This window comes from Rothia nasimurium, from assembly GCF_004569295.1.
Classification (GTDB): domain Bacteria; phylum Actinomycetota; class Actinomycetes; order Actinomycetales; family Micrococcaceae; genus Rothia; species Rothia nasimurium_B.
Genome location: NZ_SPQC01000010.1, coordinates 20,370 through 41,639, shown reverse-complemented (window position 1 = coordinate 41,639; position 21,270 = coordinate 20,370). Strand labels below are relative to the sequence as shown.

General features: G+C 59.5%; 21 protein-coding genes. 9 read left to right on the top strand and 12 right to left on the bottom strand.

Annotated features, from left to right (window positions below; genetic code table 11):
• Positions 1-4: 4 nt before the first annotated feature.
• The 6 genes from E4U03_RS04050 to E4U03_RS04025 all read right to left on the bottom strand — a co-directional run bounded on the left by E4U03_RS04050 (position 5) and on the right by E4U03_RS04025 (position 6,591).
• Positions 5-1,927, bottom strand: coding sequence for an ABC transporter ATP-binding protein (locus tag E4U03_RS04050; RefSeq protein ID WP_135011722.1), 1,923 nt, complete (start codon positions 1,925-1,927; stop codon positions 5-7).
• Complete coding sequence (locus E4U03_RS04045; RefSeq protein ID WP_135011720.1) at positions 1,924-3,678, bottom strand: ABC transporter ATP-binding protein; 1,755 nt, start codon at positions 3,676-3,678, stop codon at positions 1,924-1,926. The genes E4U03_RS04050 and E4U03_RS04045 overlap by 4 nt, the downstream gene beginning before the upstream one ends.
• Before the next feature lie 68 nt (positions 3,679-3,746).
• Complete coding sequence (locus E4U03_RS04040) at positions 3,747-4,418, bottom strand: hypothetical protein (RefSeq protein ID WP_135011718.1); 672 nt, start codon at positions 4,416-4,418, stop codon at positions 3,747-3,749.
• Between the two features lie 138 nt (positions 4,419-4,556).
• Positions 4,557-5,171, bottom strand: coding sequence for an energy-coupling factor transporter transmembrane component T family protein (locus E4U03_RS04035; protein ID WP_135011716.1), 615 nt, complete (start codon positions 5,169-5,171; stop codon positions 4,557-4,559).
• The gene (locus E4U03_RS04030) at positions 5,168-5,974 is read right to left on the bottom strand and encodes an energy-coupling factor ABC transporter ATP-binding protein (RefSeq protein ID WP_245207660.1); all 807 of its coding nucleotides are present in this window, start codon (positions 5,972-5,974) and stop codon (positions 5,168-5,170) included. Before E4U03_RS04030 ends, E4U03_RS04035 begins: the two co-directional genes overlap by 4 nt.
• A 14-nt stretch (positions 5,975-5,988) precedes the next feature.
• On the bottom strand, positions 5,989-6,591 hold the full coding sequence (locus tag E4U03_RS04025; RefSeq protein WP_135011712.1) for a biotin transporter BioY: 603 nt from the start codon (positions 6,589-6,591) through the stop codon (positions 5,989-5,991).
• 170 nt (positions 6,592-6,761) lie between these two features.
• Here E4U03_RS04025 and abc-f point away from each other — a divergent pair, with 170 nt between their 5' ends.
• Positions 6,762-8,360: a ribosomal protection-like ABC-F family protein gene (gene abc-f / locus E4U03_RS04020; protein ID WP_135011710.1), complete on the top strand. Its 1,599-nt coding sequence runs from the start codon at positions 6,762-6,764 to the stop codon at positions 8,358-8,360.
• A 547-nt stretch (positions 8,361-8,907) separates the two neighbouring features.
• On the opposite strand, the gene E4U03_RS04015 is transcribed toward abc-f, so the two are convergent.
• On the bottom strand, positions 8,908-9,639 hold the full coding sequence (locus tag E4U03_RS04015; protein ID WP_135011708.1) for a metal-dependent hydrolase: 732 nt from the start codon (positions 9,637-9,639) through the stop codon (positions 8,908-8,910).
• A gap of 231 nt (positions 9,640-9,870) precedes the next feature.
• Between E4U03_RS04015 and E4U03_RS04010 the strand changes: the two genes are divergently transcribed.
• Positions 9,871-11,214 (top strand): nucleobase:cation symporter-2 family protein, encoded by a 1,344-nt coding sequence (locus tag E4U03_RS04010; RefSeq protein ID WP_209304114.1) that lies wholly within the window; start codon positions 9,871-9,873, stop codon positions 11,212-11,214.
• Positions 11,211-11,801, top strand: coding sequence for a xanthine phosphoribosyltransferase (locus E4U03_RS04005; RefSeq protein ID WP_135011706.1), 591 nt, complete (start codon positions 11,211-11,213; stop codon positions 11,799-11,801). Before E4U03_RS04010 ends, E4U03_RS04005 begins: the two co-directional genes overlap by 4 nt.
• An 82-nt stretch (positions 11,802-11,883) precedes the next feature.
• Here the strand turns inward: E4U03_RS04005 and E4U03_RS04000 are convergent, their stop codons facing one another.
• From E4U03_RS04000 to E4U03_RS03990, 3 genes are read right to left on the bottom strand one after another with little or no spacing between them, the layout of a single operon-like run.
• On the bottom strand, positions 11,884-12,852 hold the full coding sequence (locus tag E4U03_RS04000) for an SURF1 family cytochrome oxidase biogenesis protein (RefSeq protein WP_135011704.1): 969 nt from the start codon (positions 12,850-12,852) through the stop codon (positions 11,884-11,886).
• A gap of 11 nt (positions 12,853-12,863) precedes the next feature.
• Entirely contained in the window at positions 12,864-13,106 is a 243-nt protein-coding gene (locus E4U03_RS03995; RefSeq protein WP_135011702.1) for an acetone carboxylase, read from the bottom strand.
• Positions 13,107-13,109: 3 nt separating this feature from the next.
• On the bottom strand, positions 13,110-13,610 hold the full coding sequence (locus E4U03_RS03990; protein WP_167752273.1) for a DUF3099 domain-containing protein: 501 nt from the start codon (positions 13,608-13,610) through the stop codon (positions 13,110-13,112).
• 183 nt (positions 13,611-13,793) lie between these two features.
• On the opposite strand from E4U03_RS03990, the gene E4U03_RS03985 reads away from it, so the two are divergent.
• Both E4U03_RS03985 and E4U03_RS03980 read left to right on the top strand, forming a co-directional pair.
• Positions 13,794-14,501, top strand: coding sequence for a beta-ketoacyl-ACP reductase (locus E4U03_RS03985; protein ID WP_135011699.1), 708 nt, complete (start codon positions 13,794-13,796; stop codon positions 14,499-14,501).
• A 191-nt stretch (positions 14,502-14,692) separates the two neighbouring features.
• Positions 14,693-15,433 carry an SDR family oxidoreductase gene (locus E4U03_RS03980; protein WP_135011698.1) on the top strand — a complete coding sequence of 247 codons (741 nt, stop codon included), beginning with the start codon at positions 14,693-14,695 and terminating at the stop codon, positions 15,431-15,433.
• Positions 15,434-15,589: 156 nt separating this feature from the next.
• Here E4U03_RS03980 and serB read toward each other — a convergent pair whose 3' ends face one another.
• Positions 15,590-16,525, bottom strand: coding sequence for a phosphoserine phosphatase SerB (gene serB, locus E4U03_RS03975; protein ID WP_209304113.1), 936 nt, complete (start codon positions 16,523-16,525; stop codon positions 15,590-15,592).
• 30 nt (positions 16,526-16,555) lie between these two features.
• Between serB and E4U03_RS03970 the strand changes: the two genes are divergently transcribed.
• The 4 genes from E4U03_RS03970 (at position 16,556) to E4U03_RS03955 (ending at position 19,912) form a co-directional block, all read left to right on the top strand.
• Complete coding sequence (locus tag E4U03_RS03970; protein ID WP_135011696.1) at positions 16,556-17,341, top strand: ABC transporter ATP-binding protein; 786 nt, start codon at positions 16,556-16,558, stop codon at positions 17,339-17,341.
• A 9-nt stretch (positions 17,342-17,350) separates the two neighbouring features.
• Positions 17,351-18,229, top strand: coding sequence for a TrmH family RNA methyltransferase (locus E4U03_RS03965; RefSeq protein ID WP_135011695.1), 879 nt, complete (start codon positions 17,351-17,353; stop codon positions 18,227-18,229).
• 96 nt (positions 18,230-18,325) lie between these two features.
• Positions 18,326-18,583 carry a type B 50S ribosomal protein L31 gene (locus tag E4U03_RS03960; protein ID WP_083091002.1) on the top strand — a complete coding sequence of 86 codons (258 nt, stop codon included), beginning with the start codon at positions 18,326-18,328 and terminating at the stop codon, positions 18,581-18,583.
• A 171-nt stretch (positions 18,584-18,754) separates the two neighbouring features.
• Entirely contained in the window at positions 18,755-19,912 is a 1,158-nt protein-coding gene (locus E4U03_RS03955; RefSeq protein WP_135011694.1) for an LCP family protein, read from the top strand.
• 87 nt (positions 19,913-19,999) lie between these two features.
• Here E4U03_RS03955 and E4U03_RS03950 read toward each other — a convergent pair whose 3' ends face one another.
• Positions 20,000-21,169, bottom strand: coding sequence for a hypothetical protein (locus E4U03_RS03950; RefSeq protein WP_135011693.1), 1,170 nt, complete (start codon positions 21,167-21,169; stop codon positions 20,000-20,002).
• Positions 21,170-21,270: the final 101 nt, after the last annotated feature.

The following is a 21,270-nucleotide window of genomic DNA, read 5'->3' as shown; positions in this document are numbered from 1 at the left end:
CTCCCTACTCGTCCGCCCCCGCGAACTGCGAGTTGTAGAGCTCAGCGTAGAAGCTGCCGCGCTCCAGCAGCTCAGCGTGGGAGCCGGATTCGACGATGTCGCCGTCGCGCATAGCGAAAATGACGTCGGCGTCCCGGATGGTAGAGAGACGGTGGGCAATCACGAAGGAGGTCTTGCCCACGGCCAGCTGGCCCAGGGCCCGGGCAATCAGCAGCTCGGTGCGGGTATCGACCGACGAGGTTGCCTCATCCAGAATCAGCAAGGGTTTCTGGGCCACCATGGCGCGGGCAATCGTGACCAGCTGCTTCTGCCCTGCAGAAAGCTGGGTCTGGTCGGTCAGTACCGTGTCGTACCCGTCGTGCAGCTGCGATACCAGCTCGTCCAGACCGACCGAGGCCATGACCTCATCCAGGCGCTCCTGACTGACTTCCCCGGCCCCGTAGACTACGTTCTCACGCAGGGTTCCCTCAAAGAGCCAGGTATCTTGCAGCACCATAGCAAAGAGGGAATCAACCTGCTCACGGGTCAGATCGGTGGTGGGTACCCCGTCAATGCGAATCTGCCCCGAATCGAGCTCGTAGAAGCGCATGAGCAGGTTGACTAGGGTGGTCTTACCGGCCCCGGTCGGGCCCACAATCGCCACCTTCTGGCCGGGAGCTACCGAGGCGGTAAAGCCGTGGATAATCTCCTTGCCCGGCTCGTAGCTGAACCGCACGTCCGCAAAGTCCACAGCGCCGCGCACGGGCTGGGGCATGGGAGTGCTCTTGGCAGACTCGTCCGCCAGCTCCTCGGCCTCCAAGAACTCAAAGACGCGAGCGCCCGCAGCCGCCACCGACTGCAGGGAGGTAGCCGACTGGGCCAGCTGGCCTAGGGGGTTGGTGAAGAGGCGGACGTAGACGATGAAGGCGACGATGATGCCGAAGGTGATGGTGTTGTTCAGCACCAGGGCGGCGCCGACCACGCAGACCACTACGTAGCCCAGGTTGCCGATAAAACCCATGAGGGGGAACATGAGGCCCGAGAAGAACATGGACTTCCAGGCCACCTGGTAGAGGTCGGTGTTGCGGTCGGCAAATTCGGCGCGGGCGGCGATTTCGCCGTTGTAGGCGCGAATCATGGAGTGGCCGCTCAGGGTTTCTTCGATGTGGCCGTTGAGCTTACCGAGGAGCTGCTGCTGGGCCACGAAGTACTTCTGGCTGCGGGCCAGCACGAAGCCGGAGGCCACAATGCCGAGTAGGGAGGCGGCAATAGTGGCGAGGGCCATGCGCCAGTCGGTCACAAACATCATAACGGCTGAGCCCACCAGGGTGACCACACCGGTGATGGTGGTAGCCAGAGAGTTGTTGAGGGTCTGCTGTAGGGTGTCGACGTCGTTGGTCACGCGCGAAAGGGTGTCGCCGGTAGAACCCTTGTCCATATAGGCTAGGGGGAGCCGGTCGATTTTGCGGTCTAGGTCGTGGCGCATGGAGCGCGATACCCAGACGGTTGAGCGGGCCATAATCTGCCCCTCCACCAGACTCAGGAGTAGGGAGGCCACCAGCATGCCGATGGAAATCCACATGAGGCGGTAGATTTCGCCCATATCCAGCTGGCCGGTGAAGCCCTTTTGAATCTCGTCGGTGATGGCCGAGAGGAACTGCGGGGCAACAATGTTGAGAATTACCCCGATGACGGCAGCGACAATAGCGACCACCATGCCCGGCAGTACTGGGCGCAGGTAGGCCAGGAGCTTGCCCATGGTCTGCTTAAAGGGGGCGGACGCCTGCCCCGGCATGGGGGCCCGCGGCGGGCCGCCGGGGCCACCCGGGCCCCCTGGGCGGGAGCCCTTCTCGCTTTTGAGCTGGCTATCGCGCAGCTGCTCAGCAGACTCAAGGCCCCGGCGGGCTGATTCTAGCTCTTCGGGGGTAAACACTGGTGACTGGCTCATGAGCGAAGTTCCTCCTCAGAGAGCTGGGACAGGGCAATATCCTGGTAGACCTCGTTGGTAGCCAGCAGTTCCTCGTGGGTGCCGGAGCCAACTAGCCGGCCCTTATCGAGCACCAGAATCTTGTCGGCTTCCCGTACCGTACCGATACGCTGGGCCACCACCACAATGGTCGCCCCCTTGGCGGTCTTCTTGAGCTGGCTGCGGATATCCCGCTCGGTCTTATAATCCAGGGCTGAGAAGGAATCATCGAAAATCATGATCTCCCCGCCGCGGGCAAAAGCCCGGGCCATGGACAGGCGCTGCCGCTGGCCACCCGAGAAGTTCTTGCCGTTCTGGGCAACCACCGAGGCGTAGCCATCCTCTTTCTTCCCCACAAAGTCAGCCGCCGCAGCAGCGTGAGCCGCCGCCACCACGTCCCCGGGGGTCACCGGGCGCAGGCCCTCACCCAGGGCCAGGTTAGAGGCCACCGAGCCCGAGAACAGCACACTCTTTTGGGGCACGTAGGCCAGGCGGTCGCGCAGGTCTTTCTGGTTCCAGTCGCGTACATCAACGCCGTCCACCAGCACCGACCCTTCGCGCACATCAGCAAAACGCGGAATCAGGTTCACCAGGGTGGACTTGCCCGAGCCGGTCGAGCCGATAATCGCCACGGTTTCACCCGGGGCAGCCGTAAAGGAAATCGAATGCAGGGCATCCCCGTCTGCCTCGGGGTAGCGGAAGGACACGTCCCTAAACTCCAGGGAACCTGCCGGGGCAGCCCCAACGCTCGCCCCGCCGTCCACAATCGCAGGCTCGGTTGAGAGCACCTCGCGAATACGACGCCAGGCAACCAGGGCTCGCGGGCCAATGACGAAGATGACGGTCATCATCATGAAGCTGGTCACCACCTGCAGGGCGTAGGTAGAGAAGACCACCATCTGCCCCAAGAGGGTGACGCGCTCGGTCAGGTCGGCGGTGCCGTCAATCAGCACAGCACCCAGCACATAGATGGAGAGGGAAAGGCCCGTCATGATGGCGGTCAGTAGGGGCATGATGAAGGCCATGGTGGAGTTGACGAAGAGGGTGGTGTTGCGCAGGTCGGTGTTGACCTCTTCAAAGCGCTCTTCGTGGAAGTCACCGGTGGTGTAGGCCCGAATGACGCGCAGACCGGTCAGGTGCTCGCGGGTCACCCGGTTGAGGCGGTCGGTGATTTTCTGCATGCGCATCATGCGGGGGATTGCCAGGCCCATGGCGACGCCCAGCACCAGCAGGGTGGCGAGGACGGCGATCCCGGTGGGGATGGTCCAGGTCAGCGACTGGGTAGCGATTTTGGAGCTAGCCCAGACCGCCATGATGGGAGCCTTAATGCTCATCTGCAGACCCATGACCACAAACATCTGCACCTGGGTGACATCGTTGGTGGAGCGGGTGATAAGGCTGTCGGTGCCGATGTGGTTCACCTCGGCGCTGGAGAGGTCGAAGGTTTTGTTGTAGACCCCGGCCCGCATGCGCCGGGCTAGGGTGGTACCGAAAATTGCGGTGCAGTAGCCGGTGATAATGGCGCAGACCATAGAGGTCAGGGCTGCTGCCAGCATGAGGGTGCCGTCTGAGATGACGTCCTTCAGCTCGGACCCGGGCGTTGAGATGGTGAGGGTGATGTTCTCCATATACTCGGGAACCTTGAGGTCAAGGTAGACCTGGGCCACGATGGACAGCACCGCCACCAGGGCGAGTAACCATTCTCGCCGGTGAATGAATTGGGTGATTTTCATGGAATCCTAGGGCGTTTTCGTCAAAGAAAAAAGGTGCATCTCTGCACCTTCGTCCTTTCTATTATGCCCTAGGTAGAGCGGCTAGATGTTGGTGAAACCGGTAACGTTGAGATGAGAAAGCTGGCCTCTTCTAAACTTTTTACCCATTCTCCTGTGGCCTCAGAACGATACGAAATAAGGTTCAGCATGACGGCTAAATCTTCAGTAAGGTCTCGGGGGAAAACGGGTTCGTGGTGTGCGATTCGGTTTCGAAGTGTTCGTATTCTTTCGATACTTTCACGAATCTCTGACCGGAGAAGCCGGGGGTCACGTGTAGGGCTGTGTGGCATTGCCGGTGCAAGATAGGGGAGCCAAAGACGGTTATCGTGGCGCTGCGTAAAAAGTTGCTGCCAGAAGACAAGCTTGAGCTCGGCAATTACTTTGCCTGTTGTTGTATAACTTGACCTAGTACGTATTAGATTTTGGCTCTGTCTGTGTGGTAGCGATTGTACAAAACCCGGTGACCAGGGCCATTTTTCGCCGTACACGGTGGTAAGAACCTCATCTGCAACGTTGCGGATTGATATTTCAGCAAAATGGGCTGGCAGTATGAGCGCTGCTGAGACTTTTGCGTTCCATGTATAAAGCCCAGTGACATCTGAAAATCCGAGCTGGTAATAGGCGAGCTGGTAGGTCTTTAGGCGTGGTGCGCTGAGTACCTTGGTAAGCTCGTCAATGCTTAAATTGGTTGCTTCAGGCATGGTTCTAGTATAAAGTTGGTCTCACGAAGCTAGAGGATTTAGTTGGAAGCAGTTTAGCTTTCTCCCCCTTTAGCACAAGATAATTACGAAGAGGAGCCAGGTCTGGCTCCTCTTCTTTTTATACACAGTAAATCATCTTTATCGGTCAAGGCCCCGGGCGGCCAGGGCATCGCCGGTTTCGTGGGCGTAGGCCACTGTGGCAATCACCAAGGGAATGAAAAGCCGGAACTGGGCGACCTTGATTCCGCGGGCGGCCACCGCCGCCTGAATTAGCTGCCAGCTATCCATAATCACCGGAATAGAACGCACCATCAGGGCCAGAGCCAGCCCCACCCGCTCAGGGGAGCCACCCACCCGCTTCAGGGGGGTGCACAGCCAGATAAACCCGTCAATCAACACCGGCATAGGGGTCGACCACAGCAGCACCTTTGAAGCTGCAATCATGGTGAGTAGGGTCAGCAGGACGTCCGCCCCCGACTCAATCTTGCCGCTGACCAGGTAGTAGACCAACAGAATCGCCAGCAACCAGGAAAGAGAAGCCAGGGACTGCACCCAGGTGCGCCAGGGAATTTTTGCCAGAGCCCCAAGAGTCAGCACCAGCACGAGGGCCGCAAAGCCAAAACCCCAGTGGCTGGTAGCTGCCAGGTAGATGCCCAGCAGAAGAATGAAGACGCCTTTGACCCACAGGGGTGCCCGGTGTACCGGAGTGTTAAGGGGCTGATAGGTGCCAAAGAGCTGGTTGGCAATGTTCACGCCCGGCCCCCGGGACGTTGGGGCTCAGCAGGTTCAGATGGGGCTGGGAAGTCCGTGGAGCACCAGCGCTGGTAATCTGCCAGGACGTCTTCTGCCGGCCCCTGCGCCAGCAGGCGGCCCTCATGGATGACGATTGCTTCATCGCAGGTAACTGCCAGGTCAAGATCGTGGGTGGAGATGACCTGCTGCTGGGGAAGTGAGTCGAGCAGGTCAAATAGCCTCAACCTATTCTTGAGATCTAAAAGAGTTGTGGGTTCATCTAAAAGTAGAACCTTAGGGTTTACTGCAAGTACAGCAGCTAGGGCGGTCAACTGTTTTTCACCGCCTGAGAGGTTATAGACAGAGTCAAAAGCGCGGTGCTCAACCCCGCGCTCAGCAAGGGCCTCCAGAGCGGCGGCGCGGCGGGTGTCCTTACCCTTGATGTGCTGAAGGGAGAGCTCGACATCCTCAACACCCGTCGGCATCACCAGCTGGGCGCCGGGGTCTGAAAAGAGCATGCCTACCCGCGAGCACACCGCAGGTAGATGCTCACTCACGCTTACCCCGTGTACGGTGACCTCGCCCGAGGTGAGCTGGGAGAGCCCGTTGAAGAGCCTTAAGAAGGTTGATTTACCCGAGCCGTTGAGACCGAGCACTGCGGTACGCGGGGCTGAAAGCTCCACGGTGATGTTGTGCAAGAGAGTGCGGTCGCTGGTGCCGGTATCAACGGTAACGGTGGCTGAGCGGGTGGCAAGCAGCCCGTCGTCCGAAAATTGGGCCGACGGGCTTGCAGCACTTGCGCGTGAAGAGCGAGAGAAAAACACGGGCTCTATCGTACCTAGCGGCGGGCCAGGGTGGGGAATGCTCGGTGCACGGCCAGGGCAACCAGCACGGCTACCAGGCATTTGATGAGATCGCCGGGGATGTAAATCAGGGCAGCGGCAACGGCAGCACCCAGTTCAAGGTCTGCATTGATCATCATGCCGGCAACGCCAAAGACCTGGATGATAGCAAAGCCTGCCAATACAGCCACCACAAAGGCGCCAAATAGGCCGGCCCCGCTCATGCGGCGGCGCAGGGCTGCGTAGGCAAGCCCGCCGGTAACCAGGGCACCGGGAATAAAGCCCAGCAGGTAGCCAAAGGAGGGGGAGACAATGGTGCCGAAGCCGCCGCGTCCGCCCGAGAAAACCGGAAGGCCAACCAGGCCAGCAACGACATACAGAGTGACGGCAAGAGCAGCGCGGGTACCGCCCAGGGTCAGGGCTGCGATGTAAATCGCCAGGGTCTGGAGGGTAATCGGAACGGCAGCCGGGCCCACCGGAATAGCGGGCAGCAAGGCGCATACGGTAATAAAAGCGGCAAAAACAGCGATAAGGGCCAAATCGTGACCGGGATTAGCGGCGGCGCGCGCTGTGCGCGGGGAAGTCTGTGATGATGTCATGTCCACTACTATAAACAGGTTTGAACACCGTTCAAAAACTCCGCTTTTCTTTCGCTTTTGTGACGCTGGCCCGAATCAACGCCCCGGTGGCCCTTCCAACATCGACCAGCACCACACCGGGGCGGTAAGATAGATAGCTGGCCAACTCACCCCACCCAAGGAGCAGACCCGTGCTGTCAGTCAATAACCTCGAACTGCGAGCTGGCGCTCGCCTGCTCATGGAGGACGTCACCTTCCGCATCGATAAGGGCGATAAGGTGGGACTCGTGGGCCGAAACGGCGCTGGTAAAACCACCATGACCAAGGTGCTGGCCGGGCTGACCCTGCCTGCAGACGGTACCGTCACCCGTGGTGGTACCATCGGCTACCTGCCCCAGGACCCCAAGGTCGATGACATGACCCAGCTCGCCAAGGACCGTATCTTCTCGGCCCGAGGCCTGGACGGGGTTGCCCGCAAAATGCGCCAGGCCCAGGAAATGATGGCCAGTGAAGACCCCGCAGAGCACGCCAAGGGCATGCGCCGCTACGACCGGCTCGAAGCTGAGTTCATTGCCGGTGGCGGCTATGCGGCCGAATCTGAGGCAGCTACCATCACCGCCAATCTTGACCTGCCCGAGCGCGTCCTCAATCAGCCCCTGTCCACCCTCTCCGGTGGTCAGCGCCGCCGCGTCGAGCTGGCCCGCATTCTCTTTGCCAATGCTGACACCATGCTGCTCGATGAGCCCACCAACCACCTGGACGCCGACTCGGTGGTCTGGCTGCGCGAGTTTTTGAAGAACTACCAGGGCGGCATCCTGGTTATCTCCCACGACGTGGAACTGATGGAACTGGTAGTCAACAAGGTTTTCTACCTGGATGCCAACCGCTGCGTCATTGACATCTACAACATGGGCTGGAAGAACTACCTGCTGCAGCGCGAGCAGGATGAGGCCCGCCGCAAGCGCGAGCGCGCCAATGCCCAGAAGAAGGCCTTGGCCCTGATGGAGCAGGCCAACAAGATGCGCGCCAAGGCAACCAAGGCAGTTGCGGCCCAGCAGATGATTAAGCGAGCCGAAAAGCTCATGCGCGGGCTGGAGGAAGAGCGCCAGGTCGATAAGGTGGCCGCGATTCGCTTCCCCGACCCTGCCCCCTGCGGCAAGACGCCCCTGTCAGCAGCCGGCCTATCCAAGAGCTATGGATCCCTCGAAATTTTCACCGACGTCGATTTGGCCATCGACCGCGGCTCGCGCGTGGTGGTGTTGGGCTTTAACGGCGCCGGTAAGACCACCCTGCTACGCATGCTAGCTAAGAGCACCCAGCCCGATACCGGCGAGGTCATCTACGGACACGGGGCCAAGGTGGGGTACTTTGCCCAGGAACACGAGATCCTGGACCACGACCGCACCGTCTTTGAGAACATGAAGTCGGCGGCCCCCGACCTCGATGACACCCGCGTCCGCACTATTCTCGGCTCCTTCCTCTTTTCGGGGGACGACGTTGATAAGCCCGCCGGCGTGCTCTCCGGCGGCGAGAAAACCCGCCTGTCGCTGGCAACCCTGGTGGCCTCGTCTGCCAATGTTCTGTTGCTCGATGAGCCCACCAACAACCTCGACCCGGCCTCGCGCGAAGAGATTTTGAACGCCCTGAAGAACTACCAGGGAGCCATTGTGATGGTCTCCCACGATGAGGGTGCGGTTGAGGCCCTTGACCCCGAGCGCGTGCTACTGCTGCCTGATGCGGTAGAAGATTTGTGGAGCAAGGAATACCAGGACCTCATCTCCCTGGCTTAGGCAGGAATGAGCGGACGCCCGCCCCCCTCTGGTCCGTACAAATAGGCTTGTGTGTCTGTTTCTTACACAAGCCCACTGTTGGGGTCACCACACTCTACGAACAAGACCTGTGTGTTTCGTGGGTTTTCCTTTCCCAACCAAAGGTCACGAAATGATAACGGACCTATTTCGCTAGTGCAGGGCAGGTCGGGCGGCGTAAAGTAAATACCAGCTTCGGAAGCCAATCTTCCCCAGCTACACCTCAAGAACACCGCCTCACCGATGAGGCGGCACACAAATCCAACACCGACGTTGGGCCGAACCTTGAAAGGATGATTCAATGCTGGAATCACACGACGTACGTTACCCCGAAATCGCTGAAGAGGGCGTAGAGGTCGACGTTTTCTGGACCGAAGACTAAGCATCGTTCGCCTCAGCGGCACAGATATATTTTGTTTTCCTTCCCACCCCACCTCAATGAGTGACTACATAGAAGTGATACACGGGTGAAAGACAGGAGGCCCGGCACCACGCGGTGCCGGGCCTCCTGCTGTCTTTGCCTGAAGTCTTAGGCTCCGGTGAAGAAGCCGCTGATTAGCTGGGTGGGGTAGCTGGTTAGGAAGCCGAAAAAGGCCAGGATGTAGGCCCCGATGTAGACGGTCAGGGCGGCGGTGAGGAAGTTCTCGCGGGCTGAGCCAGCATCGCCCAGGATGGGTAGGGCCATGTAGCCGCTCTTGCGCCAGAGCTTGCTGGGCACTACGGGCTTGACGGTGGCTGGCCAGAAGGGGTTGGCTCCTCTGGTAGTCAGGGCATCGCCCAGAATATGGGTGGTCGCCCCGGTGAGAACCGCCCAGGGCATTAGGGCCAGTGAGTCGGTATAGATGGTTCCGGCAATGACCGCGAGCGCCCCCAGCCAGCCCCTCGCCGCCTTGAAGGTGCGTAGGGCCAGGCCACCAGCAAAACCGGCTAGAGCCAGGGCTAGGACGGGGATACCCGCGTAGGTCAGGCGGTCGGCAAAAAAGGCCAGGGCCCAAAAGGCTGCTAGGCCAACCAAAGAATGGGTTCCCTTACGGTGGCCACCTGAGAGCCGCCCCACCAGCAGCGCAACCCAGCGACTGACCGGAGGAATCGAGTGGGCGATGGTGCCGTTGTGGTGATCAATATCGGGGAGCATGCCCGCACCGGCGGCCGCTAGGGTAGTGACAGCCAGGGTGGTGGGGTCATCAATACCCAGTACTCCCGCCTCGTTGAGAGCTAGCCAGGCTGCTGCTGCGCTAATGGAGTGGGAATAACCCATCATGATGGTGCAATCCTTATGAATAATCCTCTGGAAGTGAAAGTACCACTTTAACACAATTTCGAATATTTGTTCTAAAAGGATGCCGGTGGTCACGGGGTGGGCATAGCCGGGGGAGTGTTCGCCCAGAGCGAGCAAGAAGCGTAGACTAAAAATTAGGATCACCCCGCCACGGCAGCCCTGCCGGGGCGAGCGTCCTTACACCCACTACAACTACATACCGAAAGTCCTTCGTTGAACCAACATACCCAAGGGTCAGAACCCCAGGCCCCTGCTGAAACTTCAACCGACATGCTCTACCAGATCGACGACACTCCACCCCTCGGTGTCTCTATCCTGCTAGCGTTCCAACACATCCTGGCAGCCTTTGCCGGAATCATCGCGGTACCCCTGGTCGTCTGCACCGCCCTCGGCTTTAACGTCGCCCAAACCTCACTGATGGTCAGTGCCTCCATCTTCGTCGCGGGCCTCACCACCTTCATCCAGTCCCGCGGCATCGGCCCCGTGGGCGCTCGCGTGCCCGGCATGATGGGCACCGACTTCACCTTCGTCAACCCCACTATCGCGGTTGGCTCCCAGTTCGGCATGGCCGGAATCGTTGCCGCTACCATCAGCGCCTCACTGGTTGAGATTGTGCTCTCCCGCTTCATTAAGCCCCTGATGCGTTTCTTCCCGCCGCTGATTACCGGTACCGTGGTGGCCCTCATCGGCATCACCCTGCTGCCGGTCTCCATGGACTGGGCAGCAGGCGGCGCGGGCTCCGAGGACTATGGCTCCCTGCAGAACCTCACCATTGCCTTTGGCGTCATGGCTCTCACTCTCGCGATCGCCCACTTTGGCCGCGGTATTCTGCGCGCTGCCGCCGTCTTTATCGGCATGGTCGCCGGCTACCTGGTCTGCATTCCCCTGGGCCTAGTTGACCTTTCTGTCGTCTCAGATGCCGCCTGGTTCGCCCTGCCCAATATCTTCGCCTACGGCCTGCACTTTGACCTGGCCTCCACCCTTGCCTTTGTCCCCGCCTACATCGTCTCCACCATCGGAACGGTCGGCATCATGATGGCTATCGGCCAGGCATCCGGCGCCACACTCGACAGCAAGCGCGTCTCTAACGGTGTGCTTGCGGACGGCGTCGGCTCAGCTTTAGCAGGCGCTTTCGGCGCAGGCCCCAACACCGCCTTCTCCCAGAACGTCGGCCTCATTACCCTCACCAAGGTAGCCTCCCGCCGCGTCATGATTACCGCAGGCATCATCCTGGCTATCCTCGGCGTCTTCCCCAAGCTCTCAGCCCTGATTTCCGTGATGCCCCAGCCCGTCCTCGGTGGTGCAGGCGTCATCATGTTCGGTCTGGTCGCAGCCCAGGGCATCAAAACCCTCACCACCATCGAACTGGGCGACCGCGAACTGCTCATCGTCTCGGTGGCCTTCGCCCTGGGTATTGGCGTAACTGTCCGCCCCGACATGCTCGCCAACCTGCCCACCGCCCTGCAGATGATTCTCTCATCCGGCATCTCCACCGGAACCCTGGCAGCCCTGTTGCTCAACATCATCCTGGTCGACCGAAAGAAGAAAACCGCATGAAACTCCTCGAAGACCGCATCCGCCGCGATGGCCGCATCCTACCCGGCAACATTCTTAAAGTTGACCAGTTCGTCAACCACCAGGTCGACCCCCAGCTCATGATGGACATGGGCCGCGACTTCGCCGAGCACTTTAAGGACGCTGGAATCACGCGAGTCCTCACCCTCGAAGTCTCCGGTATCTCTATGGCCATGACCGCAGCCCTGCACCTGGGTGTGCCCATGGTCTTTGCCAAGAAGATTTCCTCCAAAACCCTCTCCACCGACACCTACCACTCCAAGGTATTCTCGTACACCAAGAAAATCGAGTACGACATCCGCGTCGACAAGCGTTTTGTTACCCCCGAGGATCGCATCCTGATTATTGATGACTTCCTGGCCAACGGCCAGGCCCTGCACGGCTTAACCCACCTCTGCGAGCAGGGCGGGGCCCAGGTAGCCGGCATCGGTATTGCCATCGAAAAGGTCTTCCAGGGCGGCGGCAAAGAATTCCGCAACCGCGGCTACGACGTCTACTCCCTGGCCATGATTGACCACTTCACCGACGACGGGGTGGTCTTTACCCACGAGGTAGAAAAAATCCAGTAGCACAGCAGCCAGCTAAAGAAATGCTCCCCTCCACCCTGAATCGGTGGAGGGGAGCGTTTTCTATCTCAATCACCTACAAAGCCTAGCGGTAGAGCTGCTCATCGAGCAGGGCATCCTCCACCTCTTCATCGGTAATCTTCTTACTGCGTTTAGGAGCCTTGGGGCGCACAATGGACTTCATATGCGCGGGCATATCATCCACAAACTCCATGCGGCGGCGTACCACCTCTTCGTCCTCATCGCCGATATAGGTGCCATCAGCATCGTAGAACTGACCAAAATAGGCCTCAAGCTCAGCGGCAACCTGTGCATCGAGCTCATCGTTACGCACCTTCTGGCGGGCAGACCAGAAATAGGCAATATAGAACATAGCCGCAAAACAGTACCACTGCACCGAATACGACAGGTTCGGCCCGTAATCTTCCTCTGGCTTATCCTTAGCAACCGGGGTGCTTGCCGGGGCCGGGCTCTCAGAAGCCATCACACCGTAATTGACCGTATCAACATCAAGACCGGTCACCTCAGCAACCTCGGGAAGGTCAATACTGGTAATCTGCCCATCCACCGATGAAGCACCCGTATCAATCTCACCCTCTACCAGGCGCACCGTAATGGTCACCTGCCCAGTCGGGGGAGCAGGTACCGGGGAAGCCGTCGAGCCGGCATCCCCAAACGCAGCCTCCATCCAGCCACGGTTGACCACCACAATATGGCCCTGGTCGGTCTGGAAAGGCACCAGCACCTCATACCCGTTCAACCCGTTATAGGGCCGGTTACGCACCAGCAACTGGTGCTCACTCAGGTACTGGCCGGTCATGGTCACCGGCTGCCAGCGCAGCTCAGAATAAGCGGACGCAAACAGGCTAGAATCGTCCGCAAAATCCAGGGGAGCGGTATCATAGTTCTGCGAAATACGCTCATTCGAAAAATCAAGCGCCTCCTTGCGGCTCATCTGCCAGCTCGCCAAATACAGGCACACCAGCGAGGCGACCACCGTCAGCACAAACAGGCCAACCCACTTACCAGAGAGCAAAAAACCGTATTTCTTCACAACCAACCACCCTATCCCAGAGGGACAGTCTGCTTCCAAAAACTACGCGCCACCAAAAAATCCTGCAAATACTGCACATGCTCCTCACAAGCCGCCCAGCTCTTGAGCCGCTCCGGGGCATGCACCTTCGGGTTATTCCACAGCACCTCAAAACAAGCTTGCCCCTGGCAGCCCTTACGGCTACACTTCACAAACTCAGGCCCCTGGCCACTGCCATCTGCCTGACCCTGATTCAAAGAGCCTAAAATATCCACCCGCTACTCCCTACCGTCCTCATCAAAAACCACTTCACCATCAATAATCACCGGCTCACCAGAACCCTCAGCCGCAGAATCTGCCGAGTGAGCGCTCGCCTGGGTACGGCTACCAGCTGGCCCACCGGCGTCCGCACCCTCGGCCGCAGCGGCACGAGCTGCCCGATCAGCCTGAGCCGCCTCAATAGCAGCCTGCTGCTCCGGCGGCAGCATGGCAGAAAAACCGCCACCACCCTGCTTAGCCTCACCGTTAGCCACCACCACAGCCGTCCATGGAATAATCGCAGCTGCCGCCAGGCACACCCACTGCCACACACCGTCCACCATCACCGCAGCAATAATAAAAACAATGCGCAAAAACATCTTGAAGGCATACACCTTAGCCCGCGAACTAACCCCCACCGACTGCCGCTCAGCAGCGTCCGTAATCTCAAAAACCTCAGAATCACCCGAAGAGTACCCAGCAGCCTTCAAATCCTCAGCAGTCCAATACTTCTGCGCCACCGGCACCCTCCTCACACAGGCTCAAACTCACCCCACCAGTCTACCCCTCGCACACACACCCCGCCCGACCCCTTAACCAAACCCACCAGGCCAAATAACACGCGCCTACTTGAACAAACCACCACTTTTTTCTCAAGAGCGTAAGATAGGGGCAGAAACAAAACCCCACAACAAGGTGAAACAATGACCAACCCCACCGTACTCATCACCGGCGGCAACCGCGGCATCGGCCACGCCATCGCCACCGAATTCAAAAAAGCCGGCTACAACGTCGCCATCACCTACCGCAGCGGCGAACCCCCCACCGACTTCTTCGCCGTCAAAGCAGACGTCACCGACTCATCCTCCATCGATGCAGCCTTCACCGCCGTCGAAGCAGAATTCGGCCCCGTCAGCGTCATCATCGCCAACGCAGGCATCACCAAAGACACCCTGCTCATGCGCATGAAAGAAGACGACTTCACCACCGTCATCGACACCAACCTCACCGGCGCCTTCCGCGTCGCCCAGCGCGCCACCAAGGGCCTGCTCAAAAACAAGGGCGGCCGCATCATCTTCATCTCCTCCGTCGCCGGCCTCTACGGCAACCCCGGCCAGGTCAACTACTCCGCCTCCAAAGCAGGTCTCGTCGGCATGGCCCGCTCTATCACCCGCGAACTCGGCGCCAGAAACATCACCGCCAACGTCATCGCCCCCGGCTTCATCAAAACCGACATGACCGAGGAACTCTCCGACGACCTCAAAAAGCAGTACACCGACTCCATCCCCGCCCGTCGCTTCGCCGAACCCAAAGAAATCGCCGACGTAGCCCTCTTCCTCGCCTCCGACGCCGCAGGGTACATCTCAGGTGCCGTGATTCCCGTCGACGGTGGCCTGGGTATGGGGCACTAATACAGCCTAGCCGGTGTGTGCCCGTCCGCGACCCTCTCACTCCTCGCCCGGGGGCTCGTCGTGATTCACGCCAGCCCCGAGCCAACGGACGGGGCACACACCTTCCCAGGCTGCTGTGTACGCCAGAGCGGGGAGCTACCGCCCATTGCTACTTAAACAAATCATTTGTACAACGCTTATAAGGACTAAGAATGTCACTTCAGAACAAGACCATTATCATTACCGGTTCCTCCCGCGGCGTGGGCGCAGACACCGCCCAGATTCTTGCCGCCCAGGGAGCCAACATCATCGTCAACTACCGCTCCAAGGCACCCCGTGCAACCAAGGTTGTTGCCGCCATTGAAGAAGCCGGTGGCAAGGCCGTTGCCGTACAGGGCGACGTGACCAAGGCTGAGGACGCCGCCGCCCTGGTAGAGGCTGCCATCGAGAACTTCGGCTCCCTGGACTACCTCATTCTCAACGCCTCTGGCGGCATGGAAGCCGGCATGCCCGACGACTACGCCATGGTGCTTAACCGCGACTCCCAGCTGCGCCTGGCCCGCCTGGCAGCCGAAAAGATGCCTGAGGGTGGCCGTATCGTCTTTGTGACCAGCCACCAGGCTCACTTCATCCGCGAAGTAGAGACCATGCCCGAGTACAAGCCGGTTGCTGAGTCCAAGCGCGCCGGCGAGGACGCCCTGCTAGCAGAAATCCCCGCCCTCACCGAAAAGGGCATCTCCCTGGTGGTTGTCTCCGCCGACATGATTGAAGGTACCGTCACCGCAGCCTTGCTCAACCGCCTGCACCCCGGCGCCATTGAGGCCCGCCGCGAAGAAGCCGGCAAACTCTACACCGTCAACGAGTTCGCCCAGGAAGTCTCCAAGATGGTAACTGCCGACGTAGAAACCGGCCACATCGAGCTGGTCGGCGGCGCAGGCAGCTTCATCAAGTAGCCTCCTGCCGAACTTTGTACCGCACCCTGCCCGCTTTTAAGGTTAAAAGTGGGCAGGGCATGGTACAAACCCGCTGATTTCAGTACGTAAAAGGACGCTGGTAGCTACCTACCAGCGTCCTTTATCTATAGCGTGAGGGCAGTGCCCCGCAAGTCTTTAGAGCCCAGCGAAGTGGCGCACCGCGTCTAGGCGCAGGGTGTTGATTTGGGTGTCGGCGACCTCCAACAGGGCAGTCTTGGCATTGAAAGCAACACCCAGCTCCGCCTCAAGGATCATGAGCACATCGTTGGCACCGTCGCCCACAGCAATGGTCTGGGAGGACTTAATATCGAATTCCTTAGCCCACTCCTTCAGCGACTCCTTCTTGACCTCACCGGTAATGACCTCACCGGTGACCTTGCCGGTCAACTTGCCCTCGATTATTTCAAGGACGTTGGCGCGCGCCTTGGAAAGGTTCAGGTAGCCTGCCAGCGGGGAGAGAACCTGCACAAACCCGCCCGAGACCACGCAGACCTCGTGGCCGGCAGCCAGGAAAACCTCAACCAGCTTGGTGGCGCCGGGGGAGTACAGCACCTTGGAAGCCACCTCATCAATCACCGACTCCTCGAGACCGGCTAGAGTGGCAACCCGCTCACGCAAGGACGCCTCAAAATCGAGCTCCCCGCGCATCGCCCGCTCGGTCACCTCAGCAACCTCAGCGCCGCGTCCTGCCGCAGCTGCCAACTCGTCAATGACCTCCTGGCGGATCAGGGTAGAGTCAACATCCATAATAAGCAGCTTCTTCTCATCGTTGGCCAACTCAGCGGGCACCACATTCAGGTCAAAGCCCAGCGAGCGCGCCCCATCGAGCAGCCCCAAGGCGCCGCGGGCGTCCTCAACACCACCGCGCTCCCACGAAGCCGCGGCAATATAGACCGAGTAGGCCGGGCCCTCAGCCTCGCGCTCTACGCGAGAGGCAGGAACCTCCATCAAAAGACCTGACTCAAGCTCCAGGCCCTCAACCGCCTGCAGCGCAGCCACCAGCTGCTCCTCGGTAGCAATCAGGGAAGCGTCCGCACGAGAAATAGCAACAATATTTACAGAAGTACTCATAGGCACCATTATCTACTAAAGTTGTGAACCATGGCATCAGTTCTTGAACTTAATAAGGTTACTGTCTCACGAAGCGGTAAGAACCTCATCCACAACATCACCTGGTCTGTCGAAGAAGGCGAACGCTGGGTCGTCCTTGGCCCCAACGGCGCGGGCAAAACCACCCTGCTCTCTATCGCAGCAGCCCGCCTGCACCCCACCCGCGGCGAAGTCGACATCCTCGACGAAATCCTCGGCGCCGTCGACGTTTTTGAACTACGCCCCCGCATCGGCCTCTCATCAGCCCCCATGGCCGCCCAAATTCCCGGCAACGAAACCGTGCTCGATGTCGTCATCACCGCAGCCTACGGCGTAGCAGGCCGCTGGAACGAAGAATATGACTCCTTCGACGACAACCAGGGCAAGGCCCTCCTCGACGATTGGGGGGTAGCCCACCTAGCTGACCACCCCTTCGGCACCCTGTCTGAGGGCGAAAAGAAGCGCGTGCTCATCGCCCGCGCTCTTATGACCGACCCCGAAATGCTGATTCTCGATGAACCCGGCGCCGGTATGGACATCGCAGGCCGCGAAGACCTGGTCAAGCGCCTCACCCACCTGGCCCTAGACCCCTACGCCCCCGCCACCATCCTGGTCACCCACCACCTCGAAGAAATTCCCGCAGGCTTCACCCACGCCCTGCTCCTGCGCGAAGGTGAAATCGTAGCAGCAGGCCCCATCGAAGAAACCCTCACCCAGGCCAACGTCTCAGCCACCTACGGCCTCGACCTCGACCTGACCGTTCACGAGTCCGGCCGCTACTCAGCCTTCGCCCGCTAGCTTACGAGCATGAAACCCAAACAACTCACTCCCGAGCAGCTGGCAGAACGCTCAGCCCGCGTCACCGCCCTGCCCAACACGCGTCCGCTCAGCACAGCCCCGAGCGAGGCCACCCGTTTCTACACCCACCTCACCGACGTCAAGCTACGCTCTATCAAAGAACCCGAATGGGGAATCTACATTGCAGAGTCCTCCAAGGTAATCCGGCGGGCGCTCGCCGCCGGGCACCGGCCTCTCTCCTTTCTCATGAGCGAAAAATGGGCCGACGACCTCATTGACGTACTGCAGGAGCACCCTGAGGTGCCCGCCTATGTGGGCAGTGAGGACGAGCTGGAGCAAGTTACCGGCTTCGCCCTACACCGCGGGGCCCTAGCCTCCATGGCCAGGCCTGAACCCGCCCCCTTGCAGACCCTGCTTGAGGGGGTGCGGCGCGTTGCGATCCTAGAAGATATCGTGGACCACACCAACGTGGGTGCCATCTTCCGCTCGGCAGCTGCCCTCGACGTCGACCTGGTGCTGGTAACCCCGCGCTGCGCCGACCCGCTCTACCGGCGCTCAATCCGCGTCTCTATGGGAACCGTCTTCCAGGTACCCTGGGCCCGACTGGACTCCTGGCCCGGCGCCCTCGACACCCTACACACAGCGGGCTTCACCACCGCTGCGCTCGCCCTGGAAGAAGATTCTTTGAGTCTGACCGAACTGGCAGACCGCAAAGACGAGAAGCTAGCCCTGATTTTGGGCACCGAGGGGCACGGGCTGGCCACATCCACCCTGGCAGCCACCCAGCACACCGTCATGATTCCCATGAGCCACGGGGTCGATTCCCTCAATGTAGCGGCCGCCTCAGCCGTTGCCTTCTGGGAAACCCGCCCAAAGATGGTAGAGTAGTTCCTCGGTTGTAAACCGCAACCACCGGTAGGCACCCGCCCCGGTAGCAACAAGATATGCACTGGCAAAATCCAGGGCACGAAGAAGGTAAATATCATGCAGGCTGGCATCCACCCTGAATACAACTACGTTCTCTTCCGCGACCTCGCATCAGGCGAGACCTTCCTGACCAAGTCAACCATGACTTCTCAGAAGACCGAAAAGTGGGAAGACGGCAACGAGTACCCCCTCGTAGAAGTTGAAATCTCATCAGCTTCACACCCCTTCTACACCGGCAAGCAGCGCATCATGGACGCCGCTGGTCGTGTTGAGCGCTTCAACGCTCGCTTTGCAAACTTCGGCAAGAAGGCCTAAGTTTACAGCCAGTCTATTCAGGCTTAATATCACACCCCGTGACCGTGATTTATCACGTGTTACGGGGTGTTTTTGTAGGTTCACTGCGTAGAATTGGGTTCGGTTCACTCTGCGTACCGCACCCTTTTGCCGGGTGGGTGCGCCCCTTTTGAGATTAGTTAGGGAGGTACCGTGTCCGTCGAGGCTCACGAAGAACCTAAAAAGAAGAAAAGCAAAAAAGCCCTCTGGATTACCCTGCTCATTCTGTTGCTGATTCCGGTTATCGCTGTGGGCGGCTACCTGTTTATGATCAATAAGGCCTGGAATAAGTCCGAGACCTTTGATAACGCCATGCCCAATGAGGACGGCACCGTCACAACCCCCCATAATGACGAGCTGCAGGCCCTGGTTGATCAGGCAGCTAACGCAACGATTACCAATGAGTCGGGCGCTACCTTAGAAAGCAACGTCTCTGAGGGCGATGCTAACGGCGACGGCATTTTGGATGCTGTAGCCGGTGGCGCTGTCACCGACCGTCCGGTCAACACCGCCTCCACCGATATTCTGCTGCTGGGCTCTGACCAGCGCTCCGGTGCCGAAGCCCAGGTGGTGACCGGTGCCCGTGCCGATACCATCATGGTGCTCCATATCCCTGAGGACGGCTCAGCTGCCTACCTGATTTCAGTGATGCGTGATACCTGGGTCAATATCCCCGGTTACGGTTCCGCTAAGGTTAATGCCGGTCTGAACTACGGTGGTGTTGACCTGCAGGTTGCTACCATTGAGCAACTCCTTGGTATTCAGATGGATCACGTTGCTGAAATTGACTTCCAGGGCTTTAAGGCTCTGGTTGATACTCTGGGTGGAATCACCGTTGATGTTCCCCTGTCCTTCACTGCTTCTGTACCTGGCTACTCCTTTACTGCTGGCCCCCAGACAATGTCTGGCGGTGAGGCATTGGTCTTCGTTCGTGAACGCTATGCTTTCTCAGACGGTGACTACCAGCGCGTCCGTAACCAGCGTGCCTTCCTGCGCGGTGTCTACAACGAACTGAAAGCTGATGGCGCCCTGTCGTCTGCTAGCAAGCTGCTGCAGGTCATTGAGTCTGTTTCACCTTACATGAGTGTTGATTCGGGTCTATCCCCTTCAGCCATCGTGGGTATTGCCCAGCCTGTTCTGGCTAACGGTAACACCCAGCTGGTGTCCATGACCCTGCCGAATGCCGGTACCGGCTGGTCCTGGGACGGCCAGTCCATCGTGGTCCTCGATGCTGCTGCAACCAGCGCCCTGTCATATGCCCTGCAGACCGATACCATGCCTAACTACATTGCTACCTACGGTTCTGACTAAGCCCAGGTAGCCCCTCGCCAGAGGATATAAGGGGAGCCCCACCAGTTTGTGGTGGGGCTCCCCTTATATTTTCCTTTGAGGGTGATGCTAGTGTTCGAGCGGGTCTGCCGATACTTCTTCTTCGGCGTAGCTGTTGTCACGCCCAAAGAAGAGGGTGAGGAAGGCAATGGAGGCTCCCAGTACGATACCGAGGACGCCGAGCAGGGGCTTGAAGAAGACAAGAACCAGGCCTGTGACCAGGATAAGCCCGCCGACAAGCCCAAGGAGAACAGAGATGCGCTGTAGGCCCAGGGAATGTGCGGCGGTGGGCTCTGCGACCTCTGCGCCGTTGGCTTCAACGGTAGTGGGCTCGCTTGCGGCCGGACGGCTGGGCATAAGTGAGCGCTTCTTCTTGGGGGCGTTGCTGCGGGTCGATTCACCCTCGGTCGGCACGTAGGCGGGGGGTACCTCGTAGGAGGGTGCAGCCGGTAGAAGCTCGGGCAGGTAATTGGGGAGCTCCTGGTACCATTCGGCAGGAATTTCAGAGGGGCGGACGGCCTGCACCGTCAGGGACAGCTCAAAGGAGTTGCCGCGGATGGTGCCCCAGACGCTGGTGAGCTTATCGTGCTCATAGGCGTAGCGGATGACGGGGGCTAGTTGTTCGGAGATTTGGGTGGAGAGGCGGCCCACTACCTTGCGGTCGTGCAGGACATCGACCGAGTCAACCACGCGCCCGTCCGCGTGCTTAATCTGGTTGTTCTCCAGGGAGAGAATCACCCGGCCCTCACCGGAGGGAGGCAGAATGGAGTGCAGGTACTCGGAATGGTCCTTCTCATCGAGCACCTTCATGGAAGCCCCCTGGGGCAACAGGGTTGCCTGGGTGGGGACGTTATTGAGGGGGAAGAGGGAACCGGGAGCGCTCAGGGAGAGCTGGCCGCTGCTTTCGATGTGGGTTTCACCGGTGACCCCGCGCAGAACAGCAGAGAGCTGCATGCGAGTCACCGCATCGTAGCCCGAGGCCACAACGCGGGTAATCGGGCCCCAATAGGCAGCGGAGTCCTCGGGGGAAAGGCGCCCCAGCTTGAGGTCGTCAGCGTAGACCGCAATAGCCTGGGGCTGGTAGGGGTTATCGGGTTCTGGTACAAGGCGAACCTCACCGTTCCAGACCCGTTCGCGGTCAATCAAGAGTTCTTCAAAAACCTGAAGAATTTCTGCATCGTAGTAGTCATCGGTGATGACCTGCACGGTGCCGCGATCGCCCAGTACGTAGTCGGTCACAGTAGGCTCCTTATCCCAAAAAGTTACTCTCTATAGCTTCTCACGAAAAAGCCGGTTTTGGTTTGCAATGCTGCGCCCCAAAACCGGCTTTCTGCGTAGAT

Bases quoted from the DNA above. Each gene is read 5' to 3' on its own strand.
- serB (WP_209304113.1), bottom strand. From the start codon at position 16,525: ATGAGTACTTCTGTAAATATTGTTGCTATTTCTCGTGCGGACGCTTCC.
- E4U03_RS03965 (WP_135011695.1), top strand. From the start codon at position 17,351: ATGAAACCCAAACAACTCACTCCCGAGCAGCTGGCAGAACGCTCAGCC.
- E4U03_RS04015 (WP_135011708.1), bottom strand. From the start codon at position 9,639: ATGATGGGTTATTCCCACTCCATTAGCGCAGCAGCAGCCTGGCTAGCT.
- E4U03_RS03960 (WP_083091002.1), top strand. From the start codon at position 18,326: ATGCAGGCTGGCATCCACCCTGAATACAACTACGTTCTCTTCCGCGAC.
- E4U03_RS04025 (WP_135011712.1), bottom strand. From the start codon at position 6,591: ATGACATCATCACAGACTTCCCCGCGCACAGCGCGCGCCGCCGCTAAT.
- E4U03_RS04050 (WP_135011722.1), bottom strand. From the start codon at position 1,927: ATGAGCCAGTCACCAGTGTTTACCCCCGAAGAGCTAGAATCAGCCCGC.
- E4U03_RS04005 (WP_135011706.1), top strand. From the start codon at position 11,211: ATGAAACTCCTCGAAGACCGCATCCGCCGCGATGGCCGCATCCTACCC.
- E4U03_RS03980 (WP_135011698.1), top strand. From the start codon at position 14,693: ATGTCACTTCAGAACAAGACCATTATCATTACCGGTTCCTCCCGCGGC.
- E4U03_RS04040 (WP_135011718.1), bottom strand. From the start codon at position 4,418: ATGCCTGAAGCAACCAATTTAAGCATTGACGAGCTTACCAAGGTACTC.
- E4U03_RS03970 (WP_135011696.1), top strand. From the start codon at position 16,556: ATGGCATCAGTTCTTGAACTTAATAAGGTTACTGTCTCACGAAGCGGT.
- E4U03_RS04045 (WP_135011720.1), bottom strand. From the start codon at position 3,678: ATGAAAATCACCCAATTCATTCACCGGCGAGAATGGTTACTCGCCCTG.
- E4U03_RS03985 (WP_135011699.1), top strand. From the start codon at position 13,794: ATGACCAACCCCACCGTACTCATCACCGGCGGCAACCGCGGCATCGGC.